Annotated in this window: 13 protein-coding genes; 6 read left to right on the forward strand and 7 right to left on the reverse strand. The window is 69.5% G+C overall.

The genetic code is table 11. From position 1 onward, the window contains the following. Positions 1–22: 22 nt before the first annotated feature. The 4 genes from AC3A5K_RS04600 to prmB form a co-directional block, all read right to left on the reverse strand. Positions 23–1051, reverse strand: coding sequence for an aspartate-semialdehyde dehydrogenase (locus tag AC3A5K_RS04600; protein ID WP_487616350.1), 1029 nt, complete (start codon positions 1049–1051; stop codon positions 23–25). 92 nt (positions 1052–1143) lie between these two features. Beyond that, the gene (locus AC3A5K_RS04605; protein WP_487616351.1) at positions 1144–2169 is read right to left on the reverse strand and encodes a 2-hydroxyacid dehydrogenase; all 1026 of its coding nucleotides are present in this window, start codon (positions 2167–2169) and stop codon (positions 1144–1146) included. After that, on the reverse strand, positions 2162–3280 hold the full coding sequence (gene aroC / locus AC3A5K_RS04610) for a chorismate synthase (RefSeq protein ID WP_487616352.1): 1119 nt from the start codon (positions 3278–3280) through the stop codon (positions 2162–2164). Before aroC ends, AC3A5K_RS04605 begins: the two co-directional genes overlap by 8 nt. Before the next feature lie 266 nt (positions 3281–3546). Beyond that, positions 3547–4518 (reverse strand): 50S ribosomal protein L3 N(5)-glutamine methyltransferase, encoded by a 972-nt coding sequence (gene prmB, locus AC3A5K_RS04615; RefSeq protein ID WP_487616353.1) that lies wholly within the window; start codon positions 4516–4518, stop codon positions 3547–3549. Between the two features lie 321 nt (positions 4519–4839). On the opposite strand from prmB, the gene AC3A5K_RS04620 reads away from it, so the two are divergent. Both AC3A5K_RS04620 and asd read left to right on the forward strand, forming a co-directional pair. Then, positions 4840–5505, forward strand: coding sequence for an SCO family protein (locus AC3A5K_RS04620; RefSeq protein ID WP_487616354.1), 666 nt, complete (start codon positions 4840–4842; stop codon positions 5503–5505). After that, positions 5502–6350, forward strand: a complete 849-nt coding sequence (asd, locus tag AC3A5K_RS04625; protein WP_487616355.1) for an archaetidylserine decarboxylase — start codon at positions 5502–5504, stop codon at positions 6348–6350. The genes AC3A5K_RS04620 and asd overlap by 4 nt, the downstream gene beginning before the upstream one ends. A gap of 141 nt (positions 6351–6491) precedes the next feature. Here the strand turns inward: asd and AC3A5K_RS04630 are convergent, their stop codons facing one another. After that, the gene (locus AC3A5K_RS04630; RefSeq protein ID WP_487616356.1) at positions 6492–8051 is read right to left on the reverse strand and encodes a transglycosylase SLT domain-containing protein; all 1560 of its coding nucleotides are present in this window, start codon (positions 8049–8051) and stop codon (positions 6492–6494) included. A gap of 117 nt (positions 8052–8168) precedes the next feature. On the opposite strand from AC3A5K_RS04630, the gene AC3A5K_RS04635 reads away from it, so the two are divergent. The 3 genes from AC3A5K_RS04635 (at position 8169) to AC3A5K_RS04645 (ending at position 10913) form a co-directional block, all read left to right on the forward strand. Continuing rightward, entirely contained in the window at positions 8169–9662 is a 1494-nt protein-coding gene (locus AC3A5K_RS04635; RefSeq protein WP_487616357.1) for a helicase HerA-like domain-containing protein, read from the forward strand. A gap of 148 nt (positions 9663–9810) precedes the next feature. After that, complete coding sequence (gene greB, locus AC3A5K_RS04640; RefSeq protein ID WP_487616358.1) at positions 9811–10317, forward strand: transcription elongation factor GreB; 507 nt, start codon at positions 9811–9813, stop codon at positions 10315–10317. Positions 10318–10370: 53 nt separating this feature from the next. Beyond that, positions 10371–10913 carry a hypothetical protein gene (locus AC3A5K_RS04645; protein WP_487616359.1) on the forward strand — a complete coding sequence of 181 codons (543 nt, stop codon included), beginning with the start codon at positions 10371–10373 and terminating at the stop codon, positions 10911–10913. Positions 10914–11029: 116 nt separating this feature from the next. Here the strand turns inward: AC3A5K_RS04645 and AC3A5K_RS04650 are convergent, their stop codons facing one another. Both AC3A5K_RS04650 and rimO read right to left on the reverse strand, forming a co-directional pair. Next, the gene (locus tag AC3A5K_RS04650) at positions 11030–11425 is read right to left on the reverse strand and encodes a hypothetical protein (protein ID WP_487616360.1); all 396 of its coding nucleotides are present in this window, start codon (positions 11423–11425) and stop codon (positions 11030–11032) included. Then, positions 11422–12792 (reverse strand): 30S ribosomal protein S12 methylthiotransferase RimO, encoded by a 1371-nt coding sequence (gene rimO, locus AC3A5K_RS04655; protein WP_487616361.1) that lies wholly within the window; start codon positions 12790–12792, stop codon positions 11422–11424. Before rimO ends, AC3A5K_RS04650 begins: the two co-directional genes overlap by 4 nt. A gap of 181 nt (positions 12793–12973) precedes the next feature. On the opposite strand from rimO, the gene AC3A5K_RS04660 reads away from it, so the two are divergent. After that, positions 12974–13648, forward strand: coding sequence for a dienelactone hydrolase family protein (locus AC3A5K_RS04660; RefSeq protein ID WP_487616362.1), 675 nt, complete (start codon positions 12974–12976; stop codon positions 13646–13648). Positions 13649–13653: the final 5 nt, after the last annotated feature.

Here is a 13653-nt window from a genome sequence, read left to right on the forward strand (position 1 = left end):
GCGGTGTCCCGATCCGCAACGATCAGCCCTCGCGGGCGACCAGTTCGGCGAGCTGCACGGCGTTGAGCGCGGCACCCTTGCGGATGTTGTCGGCGACGATCCAGAGGTTCAGGCCGTTGGGATGCGTGAGGTCTTCGCGCAGGCGCCCGACGAATACCGGATCGCGACCCGAGGCGTGCGTCACCGGCGTCGGATAGCCGCCCGCCACGCGTTCGTCGACCACTTCCACGCCCGGCGACGTGGCGAGCAGCGCGCGTGCCTCGTCGACGCTGATGTGTTCGCGCGTCTGGATCGCGACCGCTTCGGAATGGCCATAGAACACCGGCACACGCACCGCGGTCGGGTTCACCAGGATGCTGTCGTCGCCGAGGATCTTGTGCGTCTCCCAGACCAGCTTCATTTCTTCCTTGGTGAAGCCGTTGTCCATGAACGCGTCGATCTGCGGGATCAGGTTGAACGCGATCTGCACCGGAAACTTCTGCGGATCGATGCTGCGGAAATTCAGCAGGTCGCCGGTCTGGCGGCCGAGCTCTTCCATCGCGGAGCGTCCTGCGCCCGAGACCGACTGGTAGGTGGTGACCTGGATCCGCTCGATCCCGACCTTGCGGTGGATCGGTGCCAGCGCGACCAGCATCTGCATCGTCGAACAGTTGGGGTTGGCGATGATGCCGCGCGGACGGTTGCGGGCGGCTTCGGGATTGACCTCGCTGACCACCAGCGGCACATCGTCGTCGTAGCGGAACGCCGAACTGTTGTCGATGACGACCGCGCCGGCCGCGGCGAACTTCGGGCCATAGGCCTTGCTGGTGTCGCCGCCTGCGGAGAACAGCGCGATGTCGATGCCGGCTGGATCAAAGGTGGCGAGGTCCTGCACGACGATGTCGTCGTCGCCGAACTTGACCGTGGTGCCGGCCGAGCGTTCGCTGGCGAGCGGCACGAGTTCGGAGACGGGGAACTCGCGCTCGGCGAGGATCGACAGCATGGTCTCGCCGACGGCGCCGGTGGCACCGACGATGGCGACGCGGAAGCGGCGGTTCTGGGAACTGGACATTGAAGTTTCTCGAGAAGATCTGGACGTAGGTCGCGCGTGGCGCGCGGGCGCTGCACTGGCTTCGGCTTCGGGGAACCGCCCGCCCCGGATGCTCAGGCGGTTCCCGGACGTTTCGCGTCTTTGCCGTCTTTCGCTGCAGGCGCGATCGGGCTCGGCGGATGACCCGCATCCGGGCCCGCGCCGAGCGCGGCGATCAGGTTGTCGACCGCGAGCGTGACCATCGCGCGGCGCGTGGCGAGGCTGCCGCTGGCGATATGCGGTGTCAGCACGATGTTGTCCAGCGCCAGCAGGCGCGGATCCACCGTGGGCTCGCCTTCGAACACATCGAGCGCGGCCGACGCCAGGCGTCCGTTTGCCAGCGCATCGGCCAGCGCGGCTTCGTCGACGATGCCGCCACGCGCGATGTTCGTCAGCGTCGCGGTCGGCTGCATCTTCGCCAGTGCAGCGGCGTCAACGATGTGGTGACTGGCGGCCGAATACGGCAGCACGAGCACCAGGTGATCGGCCTGCGCGAACAGCGCGTCGAAATCGACGTATGACGCGTTGAACGCGCGCTCCACATCGGCCGGCAGGCGGCTGCGGTTGTGATAGATCACGCGCATGTCGAAGCCGGACGCGCGCTTCGCGATGCCCTGCCCGATCCGGCCCATGCCGAGGATGCCCAACGTGCTGCCGTGCAGATCGGCGCCGAGCAGGCCCTTGAAGTTCCAGCCCTGCCACTTGCCGGCGCGCAGATGGCGCTCGGCCTCGGTGACGCGGCGTGCGGCGGCCATCATCAGCGCGAAGCCGAAATCGGCCGTGGTCTCGGTCAGCACGTCGGGCGTGTTGGTCGCGAAGATGTCGCGCGCATGCAGCGCATCGACGTCCAGATTGTTGTAACCCACGCCGACGTTGGCGATCGCGCGCAGCTTCGGTGCATCGGCGATCGCGCCGCCGTCGATGCGCTCGTTAAGCGTCACCAGCGCGCCGTCGACATCGCGCAATGCGTCGGCAATCGCAGCGGCGTCGTGTTCGCTGACGTCCCGCACCTGCACCACGTCGAAATGCGCGTGCAGGCGCTCGACGATGTCGTCGAACAAGGGCTGCGACACCCAGACTTTCGGCCGCGGCTCAGCCATCGATCCGTCCCGGAATCCGCGGCGTAACCGTGCCGACATCGCCACACTGCGCGCGATGGCGCAGCGCCTGGTCCATCAGCACCAGCGCCAGCATCGCCTCGCAGATCGGCGTCGCGCGGATGCCCACGCACGGGTCGTGGCGACCGGTGGTGATCACTTCGACAGTGTTGCCTTCGGTATCCAAGCCATCGGCCGGCAGGCGCAGGCTGGACGTCGGCTTGAACGCCGTCGACACCACGATCTGCTGGCCGGTACTGATGCCACCGAGCACGCCGCCAGCATGATTCGACGCGAAGCCCTGCGGCGTCATCAGATCGCGGTGTTCGCTACCCTTTTGCGAAATCGACGCAAAGCCGGCGCCGATCTCGACGCCCTTGACCGCGTTGATCGACATCATCGCCGCGGCCAGATCGCCGTCGAGCTTGCCGTAGACCGGCTCGCCCCAGCCCGGCGGCACGCCGTCGGCGACGGCGGTCACGCGCGCACCGACGGAATCGCCGGACTTGCGCAGCGCGTCCATGTAGGTTTCGAGCTCGGACACCTGCGCGGCATCGGGCCAGAAGAACGGATTGGCCTCAACGACATCCCAGTCGATCGCGGCGCTGTCGAACTGCGCCGGCACGATCTCGCCGAGCTGCGACAGATAGCCATGCACGCGCACGCCGAAGCGATCATGCAGCCACTTCTTGGCGATCACCGCCGCGGCGACGCGCATCGTGGTCTCACGCGCCGACGAACGACCGCCACCGCGCGGATCGCGGATGCCGTACTTCTGCCAGTAGGCGTAATCGGCATGCCCGGGCCGGAACTGCTGCGCAATGTTGCCGTAGTCCTTGCTGCGCGCATCGGTGTTGCGGATCAGCAACGCGATCGGCGTACCGGTCGTCAGGCCCTCGTAGACGCCGCTGAGGATTTCGACCGCGTCGGCCTCGCGCCGCGCCGAGGTATGCCGGGTCTTGCCGGTCGCGCGCCGCGCGAGATCGTGGGCGAAATCCTCGACCGTCAACGCGATGCCCGGCGGGCAGCCGTCGACCACGCAGCCGATCGCCGGCCCGTGGCTTTCGCCGAAGGTCGTGACGGTGAACAGTTGGCCGAAGCTGTTGCTGGACATGGGACGGGCGTCGGGCGACGCAGCACGAAAACGCGGGCCGGCAAGCTTAACGCGCCCGGGCCGCGCGTGGACGCATGGTTTCGGGGCGAACTTTTCGGAAATCGCGTTCGGCTTGGAGACCCGTCATTCCGGCGAAAGCCGGAATCCAGTGATTTTGATTCCGGTCACCGAAATGTCACCCGGATTGCCAGGAGACAGCTGAAGTCGCTGGATCCCGGTCTGACCAGACATGCGTCTGTTGAAAGCCCCCGGGATGACGGCGAACATCAGAACAGCCCCGCCCCCGCACGCCCCGCCGCCGCGACCGCAGCCACGGTCTTGCCTTCACGCGCCGCCGCCAGCTGGGTGATGCGGGCGTTGTGCTTGACCAGGTCGTGGCGCTCGACGACGAAGATGCCCATCTGGCCGACCTGGAACTCGACCCAGAACATGGGCAGTTCCGGCAGCAGCTTGATGAGGTGCTGCTCCGAGTCGCCGACTTCGCAGATCAGCAGGCCGTCTTCGGTCAGGTGCAGCGGGGCGTCGCGCAGGATCTTCAGCACCAGGTCGAGGCCGTCGTCACCGGCGCGCAGGCCCATGTCGGGCTCGTAGGAGTACTCCTTCGGCAGCGCGTCGGTCTCGTCGTTGGTGACGTAGGGCGGATTGGTGACGATCAGGTCGTAGTGCTCGCCCTGCAGGCCGGCGAACAGATCGGACTTCAGGAACCGCACGTTGTCCACGTGCAGGCGGGCCTCGTTCTCCGCCGCCAGCGCGAGCGCGTCGTCGCTGAGATCGACGCCGTCCACGTGCCAGTCCGGGTTGTGGTGCGCCATCGCGATCGCGATGCAGCCCGAGCCGGTGCACAGGTCCAGCGCGCGGCGCACGTCGCGGCCGCCCAGCCAGGGTTCGAAGCCGGACAGGATCAGCTCGGCGATCGGCGAACGCGGCACCAGCGCGCGCGCATCGGACTTGAAGCTCAGGCCCGCAAACCAGGCCTCGCCGGTCAGGTAGGCCGCCGGCACGCGCTCTTCGATGCGCCGCAGGAACAGGCCCAGCACGTCTTCCTTCTCCGCCAGCGTGACCCGCGACTGGCCGTAGACCGGGCTGAGGTCGTGCGGCAGGTGCAGCGCATGCAGCGCAAGCTGGGTCGCCTCGTCGATCGCGTTGTCGTAGCTGTGGCCGAAGGTCAGGCCGGCAGCGTTGAAACGGCTGGCGCCGTAGCGGATCAGGTCGACGATCGTGTGCAGTTCTTCGGTCATGGCGCGCGAGGCTCGGGGGACGGCGTGTTGGCTGCGGATTATAGGTCAGTGCCGCGGGCCGGCCCGGCGACAGGCCCCCGGTCGGGCTGCGCGCACGGCGACTTCCGGAGATGGCGAACCCGGCGCGCGCCCGGTTCGCCTGTGCGGCACGGTGGTGCGCTCCGAGCACCGCGGGCTGCCGGCTTCGCGCATCCGCCCGAGCCCCCACGCCGGTGCGGCCATGAACATCGCCGGCAGCCGCGATCCGCGTCAGCCCGGCCCCACGCTCGGGCGCCGGAGGCGCGCCGGGTATCATGCCCGGCACCCGACACGGAACCGGCGATGTTCAACCGCACCACGCTCGTCATTCTCTGCATCGCGCTGGCCGGCGGCCTCGGCCTGCTTGCCGCGCAGCGCTATTTCGCCGCCACGCCGGCCGGCGCCCACCCGCAGCTCGAAGTCGTGCAGCTGTATCCGCAGCCGCGCGCGATTCCCGACTTCGCCCTGCAGCAGTCCGACGGCACGCAGCTGCTGCCGGGCGAACTGGCCGGTCACTGGACGCTGGTGTTCATCGGCTTCCTGCACTGCCCGGACATCTGCCCGATGACCCTGACCCACCTCGCCCAGGCCCAGCGCCAGTGGGAAGCGCTGCCCGAGGCCACGCGTCCGCGCGTGCTGTTCGTCTCGGTCGATCCCGAGCGCGATACGCCCGACCGCCTCGGCGATTACGCGCACGCCTTCCACCGCGACACGCTGGCGGCGACGGCCGACATTCCGTCGCTCGAGACCTTCGCGCGCTCGTTGTCGATGGTGTTCGCGAAGGTGCCGCTGGACCCCGCCGCGCCGGATGGCCCCTATACCGTGGACCACAGCGCGTCGCTGGCGCTGCTCGACCCGCAGGGCCGCATGGCCGGCGTGGTCTCGGGCCGCGTGCTGAACGCCGAGACGCCGCAGCCCGAGGCCATCGCTGCCGACCTGATCCGCCTGACCGGGGAGACGCGCCCGTGAGCCTCGTGACCGCGCTGACCTATGCGCTGCCGCACCGCTATCTCTCGTCGCTGGCGCGCCGGCTGGCCTATTCGCAGGATCCGCGCACCCGCCGCTGGCTGATCGACACCGTGGTCCGTCGTTTCGGCGTGGACCTGTCGGAAGCGGCGAACCCGGACCCGGCGTCCTATGCCAGCTTCAATGCCTTCTTCACCCGCGCCCTGCGAGAGGGCGCGCGCGCGCCCGATCCCGATCCGCAGGCACTGTTGATGCCGGCCGACGGTCACATCAGCCAGTGCGGGCCGATCGAAGCCGGACGGATCTTCCAGGCCAAGGGCCAGTCGTTCACCGTTGCCGAGCTGCTGGGCGATGCGGCCGATGCCGCGCCGTTCGTCGATGGCAGCTACGCGACCGTGTATCTGTCGCCGCGCGACTACCACCGCGTGCACATGCCGTGGACCGGCACGCTGCGCGAAACCGTGCACGTGCCCGGCCGGCTGTTCAGTGTGGGCACCGCTGCGGTAGCGAAGGTGCCGCGCCTGTTCGCGCGCAACGAACGCCTGGTCTGCCACTTCGATACCGACTTCGGGCCGATGGTCCAGGTGATGGTCGGCGCGCTGCTGGTCTCGGGCGTGGAAACCGTGTGGAGCGGCGAAGAGATTCCCGCCTACGGCGACCGCATCCAGCGCAAGGACTGGCGCGGCAAAGGCATCACTCTGCAGCGGTTCGAGGAAATGGCGCGCTTCAATTACGGCTCGACGGTCGTGGTGCTGCTGCCGAAGGGCGTCGCCGCCCTCGACCCCGCGCTGCATGCGGAGTCGCCGGTGCGTCTCGGCCAGGCACTGGCCCGGCGCACGACGCCCTGACGCGTCTCTGGCGCGTCCGGTCTCCGGTCGCGCCACGCCAGCCTGACGGCAACGCATCCGGCATCGCGTGCCGGAAACCTCGGCTGAAGTGATCTCGCAAGCGCAGCCGCGCATCCGATCCGGATGCGCAGGCCTGTCGATTTAGCGGGTGCATCCCTCGAGCGTCAACGACTGTCCCTGGCGCACCGCGTACGCAGGCGCGCGCAGGCCGTTGGCGCCCGCCAGCGTGCCGACGTCGCAGCCGTAACGCTGTGCGATCGCGCCCAGGGTTTCGCCGCGGGCCACGCGATGCGTGCGCGCAGGCGCGGCGGCCTGCGGCGGACGCGGCGATGCGGGCGCCGCAGGCACTGCCGCCGGTGCGGTGTCCGTCGTCGGGTCCGCAGCGGCAGGCAGCACTTCGATCGCACCGGTACGCACGATCGCCGCACGCGGATCGCTGTTGACCAGCTGCGCGGCGAGATCCGCGCGGGCGCCGCGGGCGCACCACTGCCGGTAGAGGCTGGCCATGCGCACCGTGCCATTGAGCGTGGTGCCGGTGGGAATGACGGTCTCGGCCTCGTAACTCGGATTGAGGTTGCGCAGCGCGCGCATGTAGCCGTCGCGGGTGTTGCCGTTGCCCAGACAGATCGTCAGCTCGTAGACCGATGCCGGGCGCTCCAGCGTGAACGTCGCCGGCCGCGCATCGACGCGCGGGAACTTCAAACCGTATTCCTCGGGATGCAGATACAGCCACGCCGCCGCGATCACCATCGGCACGTAGTCCTTGGTCTCGGCCGGGAACTGGTTGTAGATGTCCGGATCCCAGAACCGGCGGCCGCTGGCCTCGCGGTAGATGCGCAGCGCACGGCCTTCGCCGCCGTTGTAGGCCGCCAGCCAGTATTCGATCTCGTTGCCGTGCTGGGCGAAGCGCTCGTTGAGATACACCGCAGCCGCGTCGGCGGCCAGACGCGGGTCGTAGCGGGTGTCGAAGCCGGTGCCGTCGGGACCGAGGCCGAAGCGGCGGCCGGTGGCCGGCATGAACTGCAGCGGCCCGGCGGCGCCGGCGCGCGAACGCGCATGCACGCGGCCGTTGGATTCCTTGGCCAGAATGCCGAACAGCAGCGCTTCCGGCAGACCGCTGCGCTTGAACGGCGGCGACATCAGGTGCTGCATGTACTGGTAGTTCTCGTGGCTGGTGATCAGCGACACGCGCATGTCGGTCAGCCAGCGGCGGATCGAGGCCTGCACCGCAGGATTGAGCTCGACCATGCGCTTGAAACGCTCGTCCTCGGTCAGCAGCGCGGCGGCGCTGGCCGCGGCGGGCACATCAGCGGTGGGCAGCGCGCCTTCCTCGACCAGCACCAGATCGTCGCCATCGCCGCCCTGCGCGGCCTGGGCATCGGCGTCGGCCTTGAGCAGGCGCTTGTAGGTCGTCAGCAGCTGCGACACGCTGCAGCCGCGCTGGCGTTCGCAGGCCAGGATCACGTCTTCCATGTCCTCCAGCGCGCCGTTGCTGGCATCCAGGCCCCCCGGATCATCGTTGGCGATCTGCACCAGCGCCTGCCGGTAGCGCGCTTCGGCGTCGACCATGCGCTGTGTCAGAGCGTCGGCGGCGTCCCGGTCGCGGCGCGATTGCGCGTTCGCATCGGTGACGTGACAGCCCAGGGCCAGCACGAGAGCGGTCACGCCGAGACGGGCGATCAGGGAAACGGTTGCGGGCATCGGCACGGGTGTCCAGCGAACGGGGTCCGCAGGGTAGCCCCCGCCGTCGAAACCCGGCAAGGCGCGCCGCCGGATGCAGTCGCTAGAATCGCGGCATCCGTTCCCAGGACCACGCGCATGGATTCGATCCTCGTCGGCAAGGCCATCACCACCCCGGCCTCCGGTCCGGTGCAGTTGCTACCCAGGCTAGCCAACCGCCACGGCCTGGTGGCCGGCGCCACTGGCACGGGCAAGACGGTCACCCTGATGACCCTGGCCGAAGGCTTCTCCCGGATCGGCGTGCCGGTGTTTATGGCCGACGTCAAAGGCGACGTGGCGGGCCTGGCGATGCCCGGCGACGGTTCGGACCGCGTCCTTGCGCGCGCTGCCGAGATCGGCGTCGACGGCTACGCGCCCGAGGCCAGCCCCGTCGTGTTCTGGGACCTGTTCGGCGTCTCCGGCCATCCGGTGCGCACCACGGTCAGCGAGATGGGCCCCACCCTGCTGGCGCGCATCCTCGAGCTCAACGACACCCAGTCCGGCGTGCTGGACATCGTGTTCAAGCTGGCCGACGACCGCGGCCTGCTGTTGCTCGACCTCGACGACCTGCGCGCCTTGCTGGCCCTGGTGGCGGAAGAGCGCAAGACCGTCTCGACCGAGTACGGCCTGGTCAGCGCACCGTCGATCGCGGCGATCCAACGCGCGCTGCTGCGCCTGGACCAGGACGGCGGTAACCAGTTCTTCGGCGAACCGGCACTCGAGCTGGCCGATCTGATGCGCACCCGCACCGACGGCCGTGGCGTGATCGGCATCCTGGCCGCCGACCGGCTGGTGCTCAAACCGCGGCTGTACGCCACCTTCCTGCTGTGGCTGCTGTCGCAGCTGTTCGAGACCCTGCCCGAGGTCGGCGATCTCGACCGGCCGAAGCTGGTGTTCGTATTCGACGAGGCCCACCTCCTGTTCGGCGATGCGCCGGCGGCGCTGCAGCAGCGCATCGAACAGGTGGTGCGGCTGGTGCGCTCCAAGGGCGTGGGCGTGTATTTCTGCTCGCAGTTCCCGGACGACGTGCCCGACAACGTGCTGGGCCAGCTCGGCAATCGGGTGCAGCACGCGTTGCGCGCCTACACGCCGCGCGACCAGAAGGCGGTCCGCACCGCTGCGCAGACCTTCGTCGCCAATCCCGCGCTCGACGTGGCCGCCACCATCTCCACGCTGGGCACCGGCGAGGCGTTGGTCTCGATGCTGCAGGACAAAGGCGTGCCGACGCCGGTCGAACACACGCTGATCGCCCCGCCGCGCTGCCGCATGGGCGCGATCAGCGACGCCGAACGCGCCCAGGTGCGCGCCGGCAGCCCGGTGGGCGCGAAGTACGACACCGCGATCAACCGCGAATCTGCCGCCGAACTGCTGGCCAGGCGCACCGAGGCCACGGCCGAAGCCGCGCCGCCCTCCAAGGCGCCGCGCGGCACGGCAGCGGATGCGCCCGAAGGCGGACTGGGCCAGAAGCTCAACGAATTCCTGTTCGGCACCAACCGGCGCCAGGGCGCGGTGCAGGCGGCCGGCAAGCAGGCGGTGCGGACGGTCACGAACCGGATCATGCGCAACATCCTCGGCGGGATCCGCCTGAAGTGAGCACCGCTTCCATGTCCTGCCGCGCGTGCGGGCTGGCGCACATGCCGCGTCCGAGAAGCTCACGTACACCACGTACGCTGCACGTCCTGCGCGCCGCCACCCGCCATCCGGCGGCGCACGCGACAAACCTCGAATCGGTACGAAGTCGATGAGCCGCTGGCGCCCCCCCGCCGAAAAGAGCACCGCGCTGATCACGCCCGAAGGTCACGCGCGACTGAAGGCCGAACTCGACGATCTGTGGCGCGTGCGCCGGCCCGAGGTGGTACGCGCGCTGTCCGCCGCGGCGGCCGAGGGCGACCGCTCCGAGAACGCCGAATACACGTATCGAAAGAAGCAGCTGGGCGAGATCGACCGCCGCGTGCGCCATCTCAGCAAGCGACTGGAAGCGCTGCGCGTGGTGGACACCGCGCCGTCCGATCCCGACGCGGTGTTCTTCGGCGCGCAGGTGGAGCTGGAGGATGTCGACAGCGGCGAATGCAGCCGCTATCGCATCGTCGGTCCGGACGAAACCGATGCCCGGCTGGGCTGGATCAGCATCGACTCGCCATTGGCGCGCGCGCTGCTGAAGAAGCGGGTGGACGACGAGTTCCCGGTCGAGCTGCCCGGCGGTCACCGCGTGTTTGCGGTGCTGGCAGTGGAGTACGGCGCGGCGTGACCACGCGCGGCACGGCATGGGTAACGCGGCGCGCTGCGCGCTGTGCGCTCACGGTGGCGCTGGCCCTCCTGCTGCTGGCCTGTGCGCCGGTCGGATCCTCCGTGCCGGGCAGCGATCACGCGCGCGCTGCGGCTTCCGCTGGCACGACCGACGCCGACACGAAAGCCCGCGCGCATGCCGCGCTCGCGCATCAGCTGCGTGGCTTTCTGATCGAACGCGGCCCCGCGCCGCGCAGCCCGGCGGCGAACGACGACGAGCGTTTCCGCCTCGGTGCGTTCTGGCGCGCACGCAGCGACACCCACCGCTTCGGCGAGGACTTCCACACACGTGCGGCCGGCGTGCTCGCCCTGCCCGCGCCGTCGCCGGCGGATCCCGCCTTGCGCGCGCTGCTGGACGTCGTCGACGCGCGCCTGCCCGCATGGCAGGCCCTGGTGGACTACAACGCGTCGGGCCGGATGCGCGACGACGGCGGCGACGGCGGACGCCCGCTGCTGCCGGGGGCTATCGCCGCGCTCGATGCGATCGAGGCCGCGGTGTGGGGCTACCTGGATGCGGTCGACGCTGCAGCGGACACGCAGGCGGCGCTTCCGCGTTGACCGCGGGCAGACCGGTGATGACAGGCAGTTCGCATCGACCACTCGCCCGCAGGTACCTGGACAGGAGACAGCAGCCTCGACGCAGCGCGCTCGCCGCGTCGAAGCAACACGCAGGCTCAGTCGACCCGTTCCATATCGAAGATCTGCCGATCGGAGAACGCCATGAACCAGCCGGTCTGCGAGGTGAACCCCTTGTCCGGCAGCGCGGTGCCCGGCGCCACGCGGCACAGCAGGAACGCCGGCGACGAGGCGCACTGCAGGCCGGCCTCGGCCGGTACGCCCGGAAACAGGCCAGCCTGGTCGAAACCGGCCAGCGGCAGCAGGGCCAGACCCTCGCCCTGGAACATCGCCAGCCAGCCGCGGCCTTCGGCGCGCACGGTGAGTTGCGCGTCGGCCGGCAGATTGCCGGCGTCACCGGCCGGGCGATAGGTCCCGCTCAAACCGTCGGCGGCCTGCGCCGCCAGCGTGCACAGCCCCAGGACCAGCACCGCCCAACGCGCGCGGCGGCTCATCCCAGCACCTCGTCGACCTCGCCGTAGAGGTCGTGCTCGTCGTTGCCCATGATCGCCACGTCGACGAAATCGCCGGGCTGCAGCCCGGCGTCGCGCCCGTCCTGGATCTGGACCACGCCGTCGATCTCCGGCGCATCGCCCATCGTGCGCGCGATCGCGAGCTCGCCGTCGACCGCATCGACCAGGCAGGTCTGCACGGTGCCGACCTTGGCTTCCAGCCGCGCCGTCGAGATCTCCGCCTGCTTCTCCATGAAACGCGCGAGGCGCTCCTGCTTCACTTCCTCGGGCACGGCATCGGGCAGCGCGTTCGCGGTCGCGCCTTCGACCGGCGAATAGGCGAACGCGCCGACGCGGTCGAGCTGCGCCTCGTCGAGGAAATCCAGCAGCTGCTGGAAATCGTCCTCGGTCTCGCCGGGGAAGCCGACGATGAAGGTGCTGCGGATCGTCAGCTCCGGGCAGATCTCGCGCCAGCGCGCGATGCGCTCGCGCGTCTTGTCGATCGCGCCCGGGCGCTTCATCAGCTTGAGAATGCGCGGGCTGGCGTGCTGCAGCGGCACGTCGAGATACGGCAGCAGCTTCGGCATGCCGTCGGTGTGGCGCTCGGTCATCAGCGGAATGATGTCGTCGACGTGCGGATACGGATACACGTAATGCAGGCGCGTCCAAACGCCCAGCTCCGACAGGCCTTCGCAGAGCGCTTTCATGCGCGTGGCGACCTGGCGCTCGCGCCAGGTGCGCTCGGCGTACCGCACGTCGACGCCATACGCCGAGGTGTCCTGCGAGATCACCAGCAGTTCGCGCACGCCGCCGCGCACCAGCTTCTCGGCCTCGCGCAGCACGTCATCGACCGGGCGCGACACCAGATCGCCGCGCATCGACGGAATGATGCAGAAGCTGCAGCGATGGTTGCAGCCCTCGGAGATCTTCAGATACGCATAGTGCTTGGGCGTGAGCTTGATGCCGACGTCGTCATCGGCCACGCGGCGCGGCACCAGATCGATGAAGGGATCGTGCTTCGGCGGCAGCGCCGTGTGCACCGCGCGCATCACCGAACCGTAGTCCTGCGGCCCGCTGATCGACAGCACGCCCGGATGCGCCTCGCGGATGACCTCTTCGCGCTTGCCCAGGCACCCGGTCACGATGACCCGGCCGTTCTCGGCGATGGCCTCGCCGATCGCATCCAGCGATTCGGTCACTGCCGAATCGATGAAACCGCAGGTGTTGACGACGACGACGTCGGCATCGTCGTAGCTGGGCACGATGTCGTAGCCCTCCACCCGCAACTGGGTGAGGATGCGTTCGGAATCGACGAGCGCCTTCGGACAGCCGAGACTGACGAAACCGACCTTGGGATTGGCTGCGGACATAGGGACCGTGGCTGCAGGAAAGAAGGGAGCCGTGGCACGCGACAATGGGGCGGCGCGCGAGGCGCCGGCCGGCGGGTGCGGACGGGACCGGGCAGTATACCGCCCGTGGTCCGGGCCAGCCGGACAGGCGCCGGCAGTCGGTTAGACTCGGGCCGATCACGTGAACACGCCGGAGGCCGCCATGGGTCGTGACATCGTCGTCCCCACGCCGTCGGGACCGGTCAACGCCTGGCGCGCCGACCCGCCGCATCGCGCCGCGGCCAAGGGCGCGATCGTCGTGATCCAGGAGATCTTCGGCGTCAACGCCCATATCCGCAGCGTCGCCGACGGCTACGCCGCCGCCGGCTATGTCGCGATCGCGCCCGCGCTGTTCGATCCCGTCCAGCGCAACGTCGAGCTGGGCTATGACGCCGACGGCTTCGAGCAGGGCCGATCCCTGGCAGGCACCCTGGGCTTCGAGGCCGCGACCGGGATCGTCCGGGCCACTGCCGAGCTGCTCCGGCAGGAGGGTCACCGCCAGATCGCGGTGATCGGCTTCTGCTGGGGCGGTACGGTGGCCTTCCTGGCCAACACCCGGCTCGGGCTGCCGGCCGTGAGCTATTACGGCGCGCGCACCGTGCCCTTCCTCGACGAGGCCCTGCAGGCCCCGATGCAGTTCCATTTCGGCGCCGAGGATGCGGCCATTCCGACCGCCGACATCGATGCGCACAGGAAACACCAGCCCGACGCCGAACTGCACGTCCACCCGGCCGGCCACGGCTTCAACCGCGATGTCGACCCCGCGCATTATCACGCCGACAGCGCGGCCGAGGCGCGGCGCCGGACGATGAAGTTCCTCGCCACCGCGCTGCGCTGAAGGAG

This window comes from Luteimonas sp. Soil_C_5, assembly GCF_057656615.1.

What these genes read in the sequence shown, in the direction of transcription:
- AC3A5K_RS04600 (WP_487616350.1), bottom strand. Translation starts at nt 1,051, where the DNA reads ATGTCCAGTTCCCAGAACCGCCGCTTCCGCGTCGCCATCGTCGGTGCC.
- AC3A5K_RS04605 (WP_487616351.1), bottom strand. Translation starts at nt 2,169, where the DNA reads ATGGCTGAGCCGCGGCCGAAAGTCTGGGTGTCGCAGCCCTTGTTCGAC.
- aroC (WP_487616352.1), bottom strand. Translation starts at nt 3,280, where the DNA reads ATGTCCAGCAACAGCTTCGGCCAACTGTTCACCGTCACGACCTTCGGC.
- prmB (WP_487616353.1), bottom strand. Translation starts at nt 4,518, where the DNA reads ATGACCGAAGAACTGCACACGATCGTCGACCTGATCCGCTACGGCGCC.
- AC3A5K_RS04620 (WP_487616354.1), top strand. Translation starts at nt 4,840, where the DNA reads ATGTTCAACCGCACCACGCTCGTCATTCTCTGCATCGCGCTGGCCGGC.
- AC3A5K_RS04630 (WP_487616356.1), bottom strand. Translation starts at nt 8,051, where the DNA reads ATGCCCGCAACCGTTTCCCTGATCGCCCGTCTCGGCGTGACCGCTCTC.
- AC3A5K_RS04635 (WP_487616357.1), top strand. Translation starts at nt 8,169, where the DNA reads ATGGATTCGATCCTCGTCGGCAAGGCCATCACCACCCCGGCCTCCGGT.
- greB (WP_487616358.1), top strand. Translation starts at nt 9,811, where the DNA reads ATGAGCCGCTGGCGCCCCCCCGCCGAAAAGAGCACCGCGCTGATCACG.
- AC3A5K_RS04650 (WP_487616360.1), bottom strand. Translation starts at nt 11,425, where the DNA reads ATGAGCCGCCGCGCGCGTTGGGCGGTGCTGGTCCTGGGGCTGTGCACG.
- rimO (WP_487616361.1), bottom strand. Translation starts at nt 12,792, where the DNA reads ATGTCCGCAGCCAATCCCAAGGTCGGTTTCGTCAGTCTCGGCTGTCCG.
- AC3A5K_RS04660 (WP_487616362.1), top strand. Translation starts at nt 12,974, where the DNA reads ATGGGTCGTGACATCGTCGTCCCCACGCCGTCGGGACCGGTCAACGCC.